Raw genomic sequence first — 12,942 nt, forward strand, 5'->3', positions numbered from 1 at the left:
CAGGGGCAAGAGCCCTTGGTTACTTGGGGCCGGGCGGCGCTCCGCTCTTCCAAGTAACCCGCCGTAAGGGCGGAACCGCCAGCGGCCTTTACCGTAGCAACGGATATGTACACCCGTAAAAAACACGTCGCCCAACACACAGCCATCGCAAGCAGGCTTGCTCGCGAAGACGCCCTGCCAGCCAACCATTTCCTTACGCCTGGCCCGGCAATCTCAGCTCAGCACACAACCCACCCCCTTCACGATTGCTCAAGGTCAACGTCCCGCCAATCGCGATCGCCAGTTGCTGGGCAATCGCCAACCCCAACCCGGTGCCGCCGGTGCTGCGGTTGCGGGAGTTTTCCACGCGGTAGAAGGGTTCCATCACTTGCTTCAGTTCGTCCTCGGCGATCCCCGGGCCGCGGTCGAGGATTTTGATCGACAGGTTGCCATCGGCCTGTTTTTCCACCCGCAATTCGGCAGCACCGGCAAACTTCAGCGCATTGTCCGTCAGGTTGACCAGCACCCGGCGCAAGGCGTGGGGGCGGGTGTCGATCACGGCGGCACTCTTGCCTGTGAGCTGTACGTCCTTGCCCATGTCCTGGTAGTCGAATACCAGGCTGTCGAGGAACGAGTCGAGGTCGGTGCGGCGGCTTTCTTCGGTGGCGCCGTGGATGCTGCGGGCGTAGGCCACGCCTTCGCGTACCAGGTGTTCCATCTCGCCCAGGTCGTTCCACAGTTTGTCTTTTTCGCTGGAGTCGTCCATGAATTCGGCGCGCAGTTTCATGCGGGTGATCGGGGTTTGCAGGTCGTGGGAAATCGCCGCCAGCAATTGCATGCGTTCCTTCAAGTACGCCGCGATGCGTGCCTGCATCGAGTTGAAGGCTCTGGCGGCATGGGCGACTTCAGTCGGGCCTTTTTCGTTCAGGAGCACTGGATGGGCATTGGGGTCCAGGTTCTCGACAGCATCGGCGAGGCGGGTGAGGGGGCGGATGGCGATTCTCACCGCCAGCCAGGAGCAGGCAAGCATCAGCGCCAGTTGTCCTAGCAACACGATGGGCAGCCAGGGCGACAACGGGACCATCGCCGGGCGGACGTCGATGGTCAGCGGGCTGCCATCGGCCAGGTTCAAGTGCACTTGAAAATGTTTGTTCGGCCCGGGGATGTCGGTAAAGGTCATCGGGTAATCGTGACCGATGGCGTCCTTGATCGAGGCGATGGCGATGGGCGCATCGGGCATGTCGGTGCGTATGGGCGTGCCCGGCGAACCTTCATTGAGCAGGTAACGGTAATTGCGTCGTTCCAGTTGTTGCAGCCATCCGGCTCGCTCATTGGCGGGCAAGCGGTCGAGGATGGCAATGGACGTGGAAACGTCGGTTTCCAGATTGCCGAGCATGGTGTTTTTCGACGATTCGTAGCGCTCGTAATATTGCGCGCCGAAGGACAACGCCTGGGCGAGGATCAGGCCGATCAGGAAAATCAGCGACAGCCGTGAGGCCAGGGTGCGCGGCCAATGCAACGCCTGCGTCATGATTGATCGCCCAGGATTTCCACCGGTAGGGAAAATACATAGCCTTCGCTACGCACGGTCTTGATGTAGGCCGGTTCGCGGGCGTCGTCCAGCAGGCGCTGGCGCAGACGACTGACCAGCAGGTCGATGGAGCGGTCGAACAGGTCGGCATCGCGTCCCTGGGTCAGGTTGAGCAATTGATCACGGTTGAGCACCCGTTGCGGATGATCGAGAAACACCCGCAGCAATCGATATTCGGCGCCGCTCAAGGCAACCATGGTGCCGTCGGCATCGAGCAGGTGACGGGCCGAGGTGTCCAGGCGCCAGCGGCCGAAGGCCAGCAGCCGGCTGGCTTCGGTCACCACCAGGTTCGGCGGCAGCATGCGGGTGCGTCGTAGCACCGCGTTGATCCGCGCCAGCAGTTCGCGGGCAGCGAACGGCTTGACCAGGTAGTCGTCGGCGCCCATTTCCAGGCCGAGGATGCGGTCGGTTTCATCATTGCGGGCGGTGAGCATCAGTACCGGCGTGGCCTTGTGCTTGCCAGCGCGCAATTCGCGGCACAGCAGCAGGCCATCGTCCCCCGGCATCATGATGTCCAGCACGATCAGGTCCACCGGGGTGGTTTCCAGAAAAGCGCGCATCTGCCGTCCATCCGCCACGACGGTGGTGCGCAGGCCGTTCTTCTTCAGGTAGTTGCCTACCAGCTCGCGGATTTCGCGGTCATCGTCAACGATGAGGATGTGATCAACGTGATCCATTGGGCCAAACCTCTGATGAATGGGGATTGCCACACAGTCTATCGAGCCAGGGCGGAGTCGCCTGCCGCCCTTTGTATTGCAGTGTATCCGGCTTGCCTGCGGATACACACGAAGGCAAAAAAGCCGGTTTCCGGCGGTTTTGTATTGCTTTGTATCCAGGCACCGTTCTGATACGTACCGATTGATTCTCGCCGATTCCCGACACAGACGAGATACCTCGCAGGCTTTTAATAGGTTCCATCGAGGCAAAGCAGAGCGCCTCGGCCCAACGAACAGTTGACCTGTTGAAACCTTGAGGAGTCCGCCATGAACACCAAAGCCATCTACGCCGCCTGCCTGTTTGCCGCACTGAACATCTGCACCTTGTCGGCCCGTGCCGAAGCCGATGTCGCCCCCAAAACCTACACCTACGGCACCCAACTTGACATCAGGAAGGTGGTGTCGCTGACCGAAGACGCTACGCCTTCCTGCGGCGTGGTGAATGCGCGGCTGACGTACCTCGACGCTCAGTCCAAAACCCAGGTGCTGGATTACCGCAAATTCGCTGACAACTGCAACTCGGAAAACTGAGTGTTGCGATCAACCACCGCTTAATCCATTTGAAACAGGAAGGACATCATGAACAACTTTTCCCGCTACCTGACCGCCATCGCCTTTACCGTCGCCGGTGCGGCAGCCCACGCCAACGCTGCTGTCGAGCAAAGCGCCTGCGCCAGCAACACCTGCTTCCAGCTCACGCCGGTAGCAGAGAAGGGCACCCAGGGCTTCCTGGCGCAAGACGGTTCCAGCCGTACGCCGCAAGGGCAGATGCTCGCCGAGAACGGCACCAGCCGCACGCCTCAGGGGCATTTGCTGGATGAGCAAACAGCTTGAGAACACCCTCAATCCACTGTGGGAGCGGGCTTGCTCGCGAAAGCGGTGTGTCAGGCAATACATATGTCGACTGACACACCGTCTTCGCGAGCAAGCCCGCTCCCACATGGGTTCTGTGTCGCCCTTTAACCTGTATCTGGTGATCCCATGTTACTCATCGCTTTCCTGGGCGGCATATTGACCGTCCTCAGCCCGTGCATCCTGCCAGTCGTGCCTTTCCTGTTCGCCGGAGCCGACCGCACACGCTCTTCGATCCTGCTCACCCTCGGCGGCATGGTCCTGACCTTTGCCCTGGTCTCCAGCCTGGCCGTGGTCAGCAGTGAGTGGGTGATTCAGGCCAGCAACACCGGCCGCCATGTAGCGCTGGCGGTGATGGTGCTGTTTGCCCTGTCGCTGATCTCCGCCCGGGTTGGTGACTGGCTGGCCCGTCCCTTCGTTTTGCTGGGCAATCGCATCGACCCGGACTCGCGCAAGATGTCCGGGCCGCTGGCTTCGATCATGATCGGTGTCGCCACCGGGCTGCTCTGGGCGCCCTGCGCCGGGCCGATCCTCGGGGTGATTCTGACCAGCGCCATGCTGCACGGCGCGAACGCCGGCACCAGTCTGTTGTTGGTGGCCTATGGCGCGGGCAGTGCACTGTCCCTGGGTACCTTGATCTTTGTCGGTCGCGGCCTGGTCAATCGCTTGAAACCGTCGATCCCGGTCACCGGCTGGTTGCGCCGCGGCGCCGGGGTTGCGGTGCTGGCCGGTGCGGCGGTGATTGCAACGGGGGCCAATGACGTGTTGCTGGCCAACACCTCATCCGAAGGTGTCAGCCGTGTCGAGAAAGGCGTGCTGGAAACCGTGCCGAAAGTCGTCGATTACCTGGTCAGCAAGGTCAAGGCCGACAGCTCCATGGACAATGCCCAGGGCGCGATGCCGTCGCTGTCCGGCGCAGTGGACTGGCTCAACTCGCCTGCACTGACCAACGAAGCCCTGAAAGGCAAAGTGGTGCTGGTGGACTTCTGGACCTTCGACTGCATCAACTGCAAGCACACCTTGCCGTACGTGAAGGACTGGGCGAAGAAGTATGAAAAGGACGGACTGGTGGTGATCGGCGTGCACACGCCTGAATACGGCTTTGAACGCATCATCGACAACGTCAAGGCCAAGGTGAAGGAGTACGGCATCACCTACCCGGTGGCGATCGACAACAACTACGCAATCTGGCGCAACTTCGACAACCAGTACTGGCCGGCGCACTACCTGATCGACGCCAAGGGGCAGGTGCGTTACACCCACTTTGGTGAAGGCAGCTACGACACTCAGGAAAAAATCATTCAGCAGTTACTCGAGGAGGCCAAGGCCAGTGCGCCAGCGGCGTAATCCGCTCGATCAATGGCTCACAGGTCTCGCGCCATGAGCCGTTGATCTTTTTCCCACGCCTGAAAATGCTCCAGCAACACCCAGCCGCGCTTGGCGTAATAAGCGCTCTGGTCTTGGGTGTGCAGGTAGATCCTCTTCTCGCCGCCGGCTTTGGCTTGCGCGCAAATACCTTCGATCAAGCGCTCTGCCAGGCCCTTGCCGCGTGCCTCGGGGGTGATGAATACGCAAGCGAGCCACGGCCCCAGATCCGGGCGATGGGCCAGGTCGGCCCTGGCCAGTGCTGCGCCGCCCAATAGCTCGTCGTGGTCGAGGGCGATCAGGCATTTCCAGTCGCCATTGTCCTGGCCTTCGGCGAATTCCCGTTGCCAGTCGGGCAGGGGCTGTGCGGCGTATTCGTAGTGGAACTGCTGGTGGATCCACGAAGCGAATGTGTTGCTGTGTTGCATATGTCGAGCAAGCCAGTCCAGGCGGAGTGCCATGTTGTGAGTCCTTTCAGAGGTCAGTCGCTGGGTAGCGAGAGTAGCGGGCCCGAACGGTGCTGTCGCCTCCCCTGGCTCAGCGACCGTTCAACTGATTCGAGGCCGCCTGACCGCGTCGCCATGCCGCCGGCGGTGCTCCAAACTCGCGACGGAAAGCCCGGCTGAAGGCGGTATCGGTCTGGTAGCCGACTTCTTCGGCGATCCGCGTCAATGAGCTGTTGCTGCTGCGTAACAGATTGGCGGCGAGCAACATGCGCCATTGCGTCAGGTACTGCATCGGTGACATCCCCACCAGTTGCTGGAAGCGTTCGGCCAATACCGATCTTGAGGTGCTGGCGGTGCGCGCCAGTTCGTCCAGCGTCCAGGCGTGACAGGGTTTTTTGTGCAAGGCGTTGAGGGCGGCGCCGACGATGCGGTCACGTACGCCGGCCAGCCAGCCGGTGCGGCCTTCGCCTTGTTCATTCATGTACAGGCGCAGCACTTCGATGAACAGCACTTCGGCGAGTTTGGCCAATACCCCTTCGCCGCCGGGGCGGGGCGAACGGGCTTCGGCGAGGGCATAACGCACGGAGGACTCCAGCCAGACACCGGCACTCGAACCGCGCACATTGACCCGCACCGCGGCCGGCAATCCCTTGAGCAACATGCCCGCCAGCCGCGTGTCGCACGCCAGGTAGCCGCACACCAGGCGGGTGACCGCGCCACCGCCGCCATAACTCAACTGCCGGGGCCGGCGCGCCAGCACCGCATCCAGTCGCGCACCCGTGGCCGGGGGCAATCCCGGTCGGGAGCACATGCGATGGGCATCGCCCTGGGGGAAGATCACCACGTCGCCCGCGCTCAGCAGCAGCGGCGGGTCATCGCCCAGTTCGACGTAGCACTCGCCCTCGGTGATCAGGTGAAAGATCACCACCCGTTCCGCATCGGGCTCCAGAAACGGCGCCGCCGTGTCGGCACTGGGCGACTGGTAGCACCAGGGCGCGGTGAACCGGGCGTTGATGAAGATCGCGCCGACCAGGTGCACGACTCGCAGGGTCTGTGACAGGGCGTCCATTGGGGATTTCCCGTAGAAGGAGTTCTGATTGTGAGCGCCTCGGCGAGCAACGTGGAATCTCCGGACGATCGGGCAGGCTTGGGCGACGATCGGACAGGACGCGAGCGTCCGTCAGGACGATAGTTGGTTCACAGGGTCTGTACCGGCCCTGCCACCCACAACAAGAAAAGAGAGGTTGCCATGCCGAAGTTCGTGATTGAACGTGAGATCCAGGGCGCCGGAGCTCTGTCGGAAAGGGATTTGAAAGCCGCTTCGCTAAAGTCCTGCCAGGCTTTGCGTGAGCTGCCGGAGGTGCAGTGGCTGCAGAGTTATGTCACCGGTGACAAGCTCTACTGCGTGTATATCTCGCCGAGCGAGGCGCAGATCCAGGAGCACGCCAGAATCAGTGGTTTTCCCGCCAACCGCATTTCCCAGGTCATGAACATCATCGATCCGACGACGGCGGAGTAACCGCGGTCAGGCCCGATTCGTGTTTCAACCCAGAGACCGTCTCCATGAGTACACCCATTGATCTGACTGCCTTGAAAAACCGCCAGATGGCCTCCTGGGCCAGCGGCGACTACGCTGTGATCGGCACCACCCTGCAAATTGTCGGCGAGCAACTGGCCGAAGCCTGCGACCTGTTGTGCGATGAGCGCGTGCTCGACGTTGCCGCCGGCAACGGCAATGCGACCCTCGCTGCGGCGCGTCGTGGCTGCCAGGTGACGTCCACCGACTATGTCGCTGCCTTGCTCGAACGCGGCGAAGAGCGGGCCCGGGCAGAACGCCTGAACGTCGCCTTCCAGGTCGCCGATGCCGAAGCCTTGCCTTTTGCGGATGCGAGTTACGACGCCGTACTGTCGACCTTCGGCGTGATGTTCACGCCGGACCAGCCCAAAGCCGCCGCGGAGCTGGCGCGAGTCTGTCGCCCGGGTGGGCGGATCGGTCTGGCCAACTGGACGCCGGAAGGCTTCGTCGGCCAGATGTTCAAGACCCTGGGCCAACACCTGCCACCCCCGCCGGGAGCGAATCCACCCTCGCGCTGGGGCACCGAAGCCTGGCTGCACGAGCATTTTGACGAGCGCGAATTTCTGCTCCAGGTGACGCGCCGCACGTTTAATTTCCGCTATCGCTCGGCGGTGCATTTCATCGACACCTTCCGCGACTGGTACGGGCCGATGCACAAGGCCTTCGCCGCGCTGCCCGCCGACGGCGCCAAGGCCCTGGAGAAGGACCTGACCGAGCTGATCAACCGGATGAACCGGGCGGGTGACAAGTCGCTGGTGGTGCCGAGTGAATACCTGGAGGTGGTGATTACGCGGCGTTGAGTGGCCATGCATAACCCCTTGTAGGAGCGAGCTTGCTCGCGAAGAGGTCATCCCTGATAACCCAAGTCTGCGATCTTTTGATGTTAAACCCAAATGCAAAAACGGCGCCCGAAGGTGCCGTTTTTTTTCGCCTGTTCCTGTAAACGGAGATCAGAAAATCAGGTCAAGCGAGTCGGTCAAAGGCAGCGGCGGTTATTCAGGTGGGTCAAGTTGGTCCAGCGCGCGGTTCACCGCCAGCTCGCCCAGCATGATGACTTGCGCAATGCCGAGTAGGGAGTTGCGCCTGGGGCCTTCCATATGATCCGCCAAGTCCATGGTCATGACATTGGCCGAAGCCAGCGATTCGCATGCATGGGCCAGCAGGGTTTCTGTATCGAGCTCTGGGTTGACGAAGAACATCGTGCCGACTGAGCGCGGATTGTCCATGATGGGGACGTCTGGCTTCAGGTGATAGTCGAGGGTCTGTTCGGCGTCTACGTGAGGTTTTTTTGAATCGGCGTTTTCGTACGGGGATGGTGGATCGGTCTTCGGCGGATTGGGTGTGACCTTGAACATAGATGGAACTCCGACGCTATTAAAAGGAGCCATCACCGCCCCGCTACCAAACGAAGGGTGGCGACCATACGAAGGTTGGTAGACCGGGCATCGGAACCGGCGCCCCCGAAGGAGCCCTGCGCATGGTCACCATAAAAACACCGCCCAGACACTGGGCAGTAAAGGTGACGCTATGCGTCGATGCTTCGGGCCTACCAAGCCCGATCACTGATTTTTCAATGACCGGCAAACGATAGAACCCAAGCCCACGACGCACAAGCCGGCGGATTCTGTCGCACCGGTAGGCAACGGCGCAAGGTGGTGTAGCTTTCAGGAAGTAATTTCCCAAGCAATTAAACGGGTACGTTTAATTTTCTTTGAGTGGGCTTCCACTGCGCGAAAAATTAACTTTTTTAACTACCGCTGTAGGAAATTGGTTGTTTGCTTTTGAGAAACTTCCTATTCGTTCATTTGGCTACGCCATTGGATTGCGTTCAGCATATGTTCCACCGTCTTATTCGTCGTCGCCCAAGATTCTCACTGCTCAGCGCTTCTGCCGAGACGAGAGGGAAGGCAACACCAATCGATGCCAATAAGGACGTTGTAAATGAATGCCCCCCTGTACACCTTGCATACCAACGAAGTCTCTCCTGAAATTCTCCGCAGTCTGGACAACTCGCCTTTCACCGAGGAGCAACTTGCGCAATTTGACGAGGAGGCCCGGGCGATCATTGATCGGCAGCGTGCTTACGTTGAAACACATCCACCTCGCGCTATTTACCGAGTCGCATCCGAGGGCAGTCAGACCCGTAACGGCGGGGTGATCCAGCAAGCGACGTCGCCCCTTGAGTTCATATTGGACAGCGGTCAAAAAGTACGTGGAGCGCAGAAAGGCGATTTCGTCGTGTATGCCGATGGCAGGACGGCGCAGATCGTAACCACAGCAGGCGAAGAGAATAGCCATCTGGCGCTGGTCGGTAGTCGTCTGTGCAATGGCGACGAGATCATCAATACATCCCAAGGCATTTGCATGTACGTGGCGCGTGAAGGCGTGCCCATGGGAGAGGATTTTCTGCCCTCCATAGAGGGAGTACAGAACTAATGGAGAAAGGATATTTCATCGGCCTGCATGACAAGACCACCTGCGGCGGCAAAGTGCTGGATGGTGACACTCGGGTCATGATGTTTGGCGTCGCCCATGCGTGCGAAGGTGATCGGGTCACCTGTGGCAAGGACAGCAAGACTTATCGGATTGTGGGGGGCATTTCGCACAAGACCAGCCATGGTAGAGCTATGGCGGGGACGCTTGATAGTCGCAGTAATTGTCCCTGCAAGGCCCAACTGATTCCCTCGGTGTTTACGGCCAGCTATAAAAATGAGCCAAGCCCCGTGCGGAGTGCTACAAGGGCCGCTGTTCAGCCAGCAATTCATTCCGATAGAGCTGAGACGACAAAATTCAATCCGGCTGATCCGAATCTTGCAGGGAAAGCCCCCTCACCACTCGGCGACCTCGGTGCAGCCGGAGGTTGTGACCATCCAGATCAAATGGAAGAGCTTGCCGCCTACATCGCTGGAGAGATGAATCGAAACATCCAACATCCGGCTGTGTTGCAAATGAAAGAGCTGATCAGCTACGACAGTAGCGCGGCTGCCAGGAAATTTCTGGAATTACCGTGGTATGCCAGACTGGCTGGGCCACCGAATTTCAACGCTATCGCGTTGGCTAAGAAGCTTGAGGCGATGGCGATCTGGACTAAACAAGTGGGTCAAAATATGGAGTGGGATCACAAGCCGAAGCTTCGTGAACTATTCCCCGGAGTCCGGCACAAGCAAGGGAAGTACCTCTACTACTACGATATTTGGTCGAACATCCACTACGGTTATGTCGGAATCATAGGGGGGCTTTCCGAAAGCTTGCTGCTAGACGGCGCAGGGGCCGAACAAATTGCATCAGATACCTTGCGCAAGGTCGAAGAGTTACGAACAACCCCCAAAAAGGATAGAGAACTCCCTGGTCCTCGTCCCACCGCCAGCCCTTGGACTCAATTGCGATCATGGGATGATGTAGCTGATAGAGTGTCGATAAGTATCGGTATAAAGCTCGCCAATCAGCACCCTAATGGCGGGATAACAGCGCAGATGATCATGAATAAAGTGTTGGCGGTAGCTCCAGAGAATTGGGGAGATGGAGTCAGTGTCCACGTCTGTAAATAAACCACGATTTCGGTACATAGGATGGCTATGGATTCCATTGTTTCCGTTGCTGGTACTGCAGTTGATGGCCCTATGGAATATTTATGTTCTACCCAGCGCAACCGTCAATTATTCCAAGGATGCCGAGCGGGGATTGCGGTACACATGGAACGTCCAAGACCGGATATACAGGGGACGGATGTCTCCCGGAGGTTCCACCAGTGACCACGGATATCTCTTTCCTGATACCGAATTCTTCATGGAATTTTCTTGGGCTGTCGAGAACGAGCGTTGGCACTGCATCAGCATCACGCCGAAGTGGCCCAACATGCATATTTTCCTCGACGCCGACGGCAACATTGATATGCAGAAAGGGAATGGTATTGATGTAGATAGGTTGAAAGAGTGTCAATGGGATTTGGTGAAACCATAATCGCGAACGGCACCGAAAGGTGCTGTTTTCTTTTTTGCGAGTCCATCGCCTTCGCGAGCAGGCTCGCTCCCACAATTAGTCGCAGGCAAGAAAACTGAGGAGATGGAGTCCGTGTCCACGTCTGCACATAAATCTGGTTGGCGTTACATGCGGTGGTTGTTGATTCTGTTATTACCGATATGGCTGCCGTTGCTGGTGCTTCTGCTTGTTGCCCTTTGGTAAATTGTTGTGCTGCCCGGCGCAACCGTTCATTACTCCAGGAATGGCGCAGACGAATTGCGCTTCATCTGGAATGTGCAACATCGGATATACAAAGGTGGCATGCCGCCCGGCAGCAGTACGCAAGATCATGGCTTCTTGTCTCCAGATGAGAACTTCTTCATGGAGATTTCCTGGTGGAGCAAAAACGTGCGTCCTCACTGCGTCAACATAAACCCGAAGTGGCCCAATACGCACATTTACCTTGATGCCAACGGTGATATTGATCACCGTGAAGGCAGCGGCACGGTTTCGGATCGCCTAAAACAATGCATCACGGATTGGGCGCGCCCATGAAATACTCAACGGGCAGAAAAACAACTGCACATTTAGTATTGCGGTCGATATCAACATGAAGTTCGTAACTACAGGCATTTACATCTCTGTGATGTGGACCCTGTCGATCTCGAAAACTTCCCACCTCAGCTGAAGCGTCTTCTGATGATCAACGTGGTGATGACGATCGCTACCCTGATTTGGATGGCCATTACATACTTGCTACTCAAACTCAGATAACTCGATGGACAAATTTTCAGGTTGTCATTGAAGCACCAAACGCAAAAACGACACGGAAAGGTGCCGTTTTTGTTTGGGGCTGTTCCACCGCTTTCGCGAGCAAGCCCGCTCCCACAGGGGGTGTGTGGTGGTCAATGGCATCTAAATCACTTCGGCACCACGTGCCACCAGCAACTCGCGCAACACCGACCGGTGACAATGCGCTTCATCCTCGCAATAACAGCCCACGGCCAGTGAAGTCTGATGGGACAGCGCGGCCAGCAGGTCGAGCATCTGACTGGCAGCGGGCTGGTTCATCTCGGCCTTGAACTTGCGTCTGAACACCTCCCAGGCCTTGGCATCCTGCGCAGCCTTGGCCTCGGCCACCAACTCCGTACTGGGCGACAGCAGCGGTTGCCAGACATCATAAAAATCCCGACGGGCGAATTCGGCTTTCGGAACGCCCCGGGGAGGGCGGCGTACCGTGCCCAGGCGCAATCCTTCGTCGGGGCGACGGGGTGATCCGAGTTGAACGATATGGACCGGCATGGCTACTTGAGCCGCGATTCGTCGAACCACTCCAGCGCGGTGCGCCAGAAGCAGATGCCCAGGAAATACGCCGACATCAGCAGCCACAGCCCCATCACCAACGGGTTGATCACTGGATGGTTGAGCACCAGCGACAGACTGCACAGCAGCCAGATCGCCGTCACCGCAATGTTGATCGGCATGAACCGGCGCACCCGAAACGGGTGCAGGAATTTCATCCGGGTCACGGTCAGCAGGGCCAGGCCAATGACCGTAATGAAGGTGATCCACGGCGACGGGGCAATGATGTACAGGCACAGGGCAACCACGTTCCAGGCGGCGGGGAAGCCCTGGAAGTAGTTGTCCTTGCTCTTCATGTTGACGTTGCAGAAGCAGAACAGCGACGACACCAGAATCACCGACACGCTCAGCAGCAAGGTGTAGTCCGGCAACGGGATGTAACGATAGATGAACAGTGCCGGGATAAACACATACGTCAGGTAATCGATCACCAGGTCGAGGATCGAGCCATCGAAGCTCGGCAACACCGTCTGCACGTTGACCTTGCGCGCCAGCGCACCGTCCAGTCCGTCGACGATCAGGGCGACGCCCAGCCACAGCAGGCAATGGGTCGGTTGGTTGTCCAGCAGCGACAGGGTGGCGAGGAAAGCGGTGACCACGCCAGTGGCAGTGAAACCATGGGCGCCCCATGCTTTGAGTCTGGCGATGTGCAGGGTTGAGATCACGGGGGCGTTCTCCAGTGAATGAAGCAAGCCGGTTGTCACCCCGCGAACGGGGGCGCTGGCAAAGCGGGTCGGGTTGCAGGTATCGACCGGGTATTGGGGAATAAGGTTCACCACCTATGAATCTTAGCTGCACGGCAAAAAAACACCCCGGACAAATCCGCGGTAGCACGGGCATGTCGGCCCAACGGTGCTGGTACATTCGCCTGCGAGGTCTATCGTTGCCTGACTGGATAAACCCCTTGCCAAGAGGACAAGCGTCATGAACACCAGCGATCTGCTCGAACAATTATTGCGCGCCGGCCAGGGTTCGATGGCGCAACAAGGCGGCACCTCGGCCCAAGGTGGGCTCGGCGACCTCGGTGGATTGCTCGGCGGGTTGTTGGGCGGTGGCGCAGGCGCGGGTGCTGGCGGCGGTGGCGCAGGGTTGGGC

Annotated in this window: 16 protein-coding genes and 1 pseudogene; 10 read left to right on the forward strand and 7 right to left on the reverse strand. The window is 58.9% G+C overall.

Features of this window, described 5'->3' with window-relative positions; genetic code table 11:
- Window positions 1–193: 193 nt before the first annotated feature.
- Together ACCD00_RS27980 and ACCD00_RS27985 are read right to left on the reverse strand one after the other, a co-directional pair.
- Window positions 194–1,510, reverse strand: a complete 1,317-nt coding sequence (locus ACCD00_RS27980) for an ATP-binding protein (RefSeq protein WP_413428489.1) — start codon at window positions 1,508–1,510, stop codon at window positions 194–196.
- Entirely contained in the window at window positions 1,507–2,247 is a 741-nt protein-coding gene (locus tag ACCD00_RS27985) for a response regulator (protein ID WP_008023822.1), read from the reverse strand. The genes ACCD00_RS27980 and ACCD00_RS27985 overlap by 4 nt, the downstream gene beginning before the upstream one ends.
- 306 nt (window positions 2,248–2,553) lie before the next feature.
- Between ACCD00_RS27985 and ACCD00_RS27990 the strand changes: the two genes are divergently transcribed.
- The 3 genes from ACCD00_RS27990 to ACCD00_RS28000 all read left to right on the forward strand — a co-directional run bounded on the left by ACCD00_RS27990 (window position 2,554) and on the right by ACCD00_RS28000 (window position 4,485).
- Entirely contained in the window at window positions 2,554–2,817 is a 264-nt protein-coding gene (locus tag ACCD00_RS27990; protein ID WP_008050460.1) for a DUF2790 domain-containing protein, read from the forward strand.
- Window positions 2,818–2,865: 48 nt separating this feature from the next.
- Window positions 2,866–3,120 carry a hypothetical protein gene (locus tag ACCD00_RS27995; protein WP_413428490.1) on the forward strand — a complete coding sequence of 85 codons (255 nt, stop codon included), beginning with the start codon at window positions 2,866–2,868 and terminating at the stop codon, window positions 3,118–3,120.
- A gap of 147 nt (window positions 3,121–3,267) precedes the next feature.
- On the forward strand, window positions 3,268–4,485 hold the full coding sequence (locus ACCD00_RS28000) for a cytochrome c biogenesis protein DipZ (protein WP_413428491.1): 1,218 nt from the start codon (window positions 3,268–3,270) through the stop codon (window positions 4,483–4,485).
- Window positions 4,486–4,502: 17 nt separating this feature from the next.
- Here the strand turns inward: ACCD00_RS28000 and ACCD00_RS28005 are convergent, their stop codons facing one another.
- Window positions 4,503–4,964 (reverse strand): GNAT family N-acetyltransferase, encoded by a 462-nt coding sequence (locus ACCD00_RS28005; RefSeq protein ID WP_413428492.1) that lies wholly within the window; start codon window positions 4,962–4,964, stop codon window positions 4,503–4,505.
- 76 nt (window positions 4,965–5,040) lie between these two features.
- On the reverse strand, window positions 5,041–6,018 hold the full coding sequence (locus ACCD00_RS28010; RefSeq protein ID WP_413428493.1) for an AraC family transcriptional regulator: 978 nt from the start codon (window positions 6,016–6,018) through the stop codon (window positions 5,041–5,043).
- A gap of 180 nt (window positions 6,019–6,198) precedes the next feature.
- Between ACCD00_RS28010 and ACCD00_RS28015 the strand changes: the two genes are divergently transcribed.
- Together ACCD00_RS28015 and ACCD00_RS28020 are read left to right on the forward strand one after the other, a co-directional pair.
- On the forward strand, window positions 6,199–6,468 hold the full coding sequence (locus tag ACCD00_RS28015) for a DUF4242 domain-containing protein (protein ID WP_218484132.1): 270 nt from the start codon (window positions 6,199–6,201) through the stop codon (window positions 6,466–6,468).
- 44 nt (window positions 6,469–6,512) lie between these two features.
- Entirely contained in the window at window positions 6,513–7,325 is an 813-nt protein-coding gene (locus tag ACCD00_RS28020; protein ID WP_413428494.1) for a class I SAM-dependent methyltransferase, read from the forward strand.
- A gap of 192 nt (window positions 7,326–7,517) precedes the next feature.
- On the opposite strand, the gene ACCD00_RS28025 is transcribed toward ACCD00_RS28020, so the two are convergent.
- Window positions 7,518–7,880 (reverse strand): DUF6124 family protein, encoded by a 363-nt coding sequence (locus tag ACCD00_RS28025; protein ID WP_413428495.1) that lies wholly within the window; start codon window positions 7,878–7,880, stop codon window positions 7,518–7,520.
- A gap of 586 nt (window positions 7,881–8,466) precedes the next feature.
- Here ACCD00_RS28025 and ACCD00_RS28030 point away from each other — a divergent pair.
- The 4 genes from ACCD00_RS28030 to ACCD00_RS28045 all read left to right on the forward strand — a co-directional run bounded on the left by ACCD00_RS28030 (window position 8,467) and on the right by ACCD00_RS28045 (window position 11,040).
- Complete coding sequence (locus tag ACCD00_RS28030) at window positions 8,467–8,961, forward strand: hypothetical protein (protein ID WP_413428496.1); 495 nt, start codon at window positions 8,467–8,469, stop codon at window positions 8,959–8,961.
- Window positions 8,961–10,073 (forward strand): polymorphic toxin type 44 domain-containing protein, encoded by a 1,113-nt coding sequence (locus ACCD00_RS28035; protein WP_413428497.1) that lies wholly within the window; start codon window positions 8,961–8,963, stop codon window positions 10,071–10,073. The genes ACCD00_RS28030 and ACCD00_RS28035 overlap by 1 nt, the downstream gene beginning before the upstream one ends.
- A 37-nt stretch (window positions 10,074–10,110) precedes the next feature.
- Window positions 10,111–10,485 (forward strand): hypothetical protein, encoded by a 375-nt coding sequence (locus ACCD00_RS28040; protein ID WP_413428498.1) that lies wholly within the window; start codon window positions 10,111–10,113, stop codon window positions 10,483–10,485.
- 276 nt (window positions 10,486–10,761) lie between these two features.
- Window positions 10,762–11,040, forward strand: a complete 279-nt coding sequence (locus ACCD00_RS28045; protein ID WP_413428499.1) for a hypothetical protein — start codon at window positions 10,762–10,764, stop codon at window positions 11,038–11,040.
- 360 nt (window positions 11,041–11,400) lie between these two features.
- On the opposite strand, the gene ACCD00_RS28050 is transcribed toward ACCD00_RS28045, so the two are convergent.
- Both ACCD00_RS28050 and pcsA read right to left on the reverse strand, forming a co-directional pair.
- Window positions 11,401–11,787: a DUF488 domain-containing protein gene (locus ACCD00_RS28050; RefSeq protein ID WP_413428500.1), complete on the reverse strand. Its 387-nt coding sequence runs from the start codon at window positions 11,785–11,787 to the stop codon at window positions 11,401–11,403.
- A 2-nt stretch (window positions 11,788–11,789) separates the two neighbouring features.
- Window positions 11,790–12,512 carry a phosphatidylcholine synthase gene (pcsA, locus tag ACCD00_RS28055; protein WP_413428501.1) on the reverse strand — a complete coding sequence of 241 codons (723 nt, stop codon included), beginning with the start codon at window positions 12,510–12,512 and terminating at the stop codon, window positions 11,790–11,792.
- Window positions 12,513–12,771: 259 nt separating this feature from the next.
- Between pcsA and ACCD00_RS28060 the strand changes: the two are divergent.
- A pseudogene (locus ACCD00_RS28060) lies at window positions 12,772–12,942 on the forward strand (DUF533 domain-containing protein); the annotation flags it as partial.

The sequence above is a fragment of the Pseudomonas sp. Pseusp3 genome, from assembly GCF_047304225.1.
Lineage (GTDB): Bacteria > Pseudomonadota > Gammaproteobacteria > Pseudomonadales > Pseudomonadaceae > Aquipseudomonas > Aquipseudomonas fluorescens_CD.

Coding starts and splice junctions, on each gene's coding strand:
- ACCD00_RS28005 (WP_413428492.1), bottom strand. CDS start 4,964: ATGGCACTCCGCCTGGACTGGCTTGCTCGACATATGCAACACAGCAAC.
- ACCD00_RS27995 (WP_413428490.1), top strand. CDS start 2,866: ATGAACAACTTTTCCCGCTACCTGACCGCCATCGCCTTTACCGTCGCC.
- ACCD00_RS28025 (WP_413428495.1), bottom strand. CDS start 7,880: ATGTTCAAGGTCACACCCAATCCGCCGAAGACCGATCCACCATCCCCG.
- ACCD00_RS27990 (WP_008050460.1), top strand. CDS start 2,554: ATGAACACCAAAGCCATCTACGCCGCCTGCCTGTTTGCCGCACTGAAC.
- ACCD00_RS28030 (WP_413428496.1), top strand. CDS start 8,467: ATGAATGCCCCCCTGTACACCTTGCATACCAACGAAGTCTCTCCTGAA.
- ACCD00_RS27980 (WP_413428489.1), bottom strand. CDS start 1,510: ATGACGCAGGCGTTGCATTGGCCGCGCACCCTGGCCTCACGGCTGTCG.
- ACCD00_RS28000 (WP_413428491.1), top strand. CDS start 3,268: ATGTTACTCATCGCTTTCCTGGGCGGCATATTGACCGTCCTCAGCCCG.
- ACCD00_RS28015 (WP_218484132.1), top strand. CDS start 6,199: ATGCCGAAGTTCGTGATTGAACGTGAGATCCAGGGCGCCGGAGCTCTG.
- ACCD00_RS28020 (WP_413428494.1), top strand. CDS start 6,513: ATGAGTACACCCATTGATCTGACTGCCTTGAAAAACCGCCAGATGGCC.
- ACCD00_RS28050 (WP_413428500.1), bottom strand. CDS start 11,787: ATGCCGGTCCATATCGTTCAACTCGGATCACCCCGTCGCCCCGACGAA.
- ACCD00_RS27985 (WP_008023822.1), bottom strand. CDS start 2,247: ATGGATCACGTTGATCACATCCTCATCGTTGACGATGACCGCGAAATC.
- ACCD00_RS28035 (WP_413428497.1), top strand. CDS start 8,961: ATGGAGAAAGGATATTTCATCGGCCTGCATGACAAGACCACCTGCGGC.
- ACCD00_RS28010 (WP_413428493.1), bottom strand. CDS start 6,018: ATGGACGCCCTGTCACAGACCCTGCGAGTCGTGCACCTGGTCGGCGCG.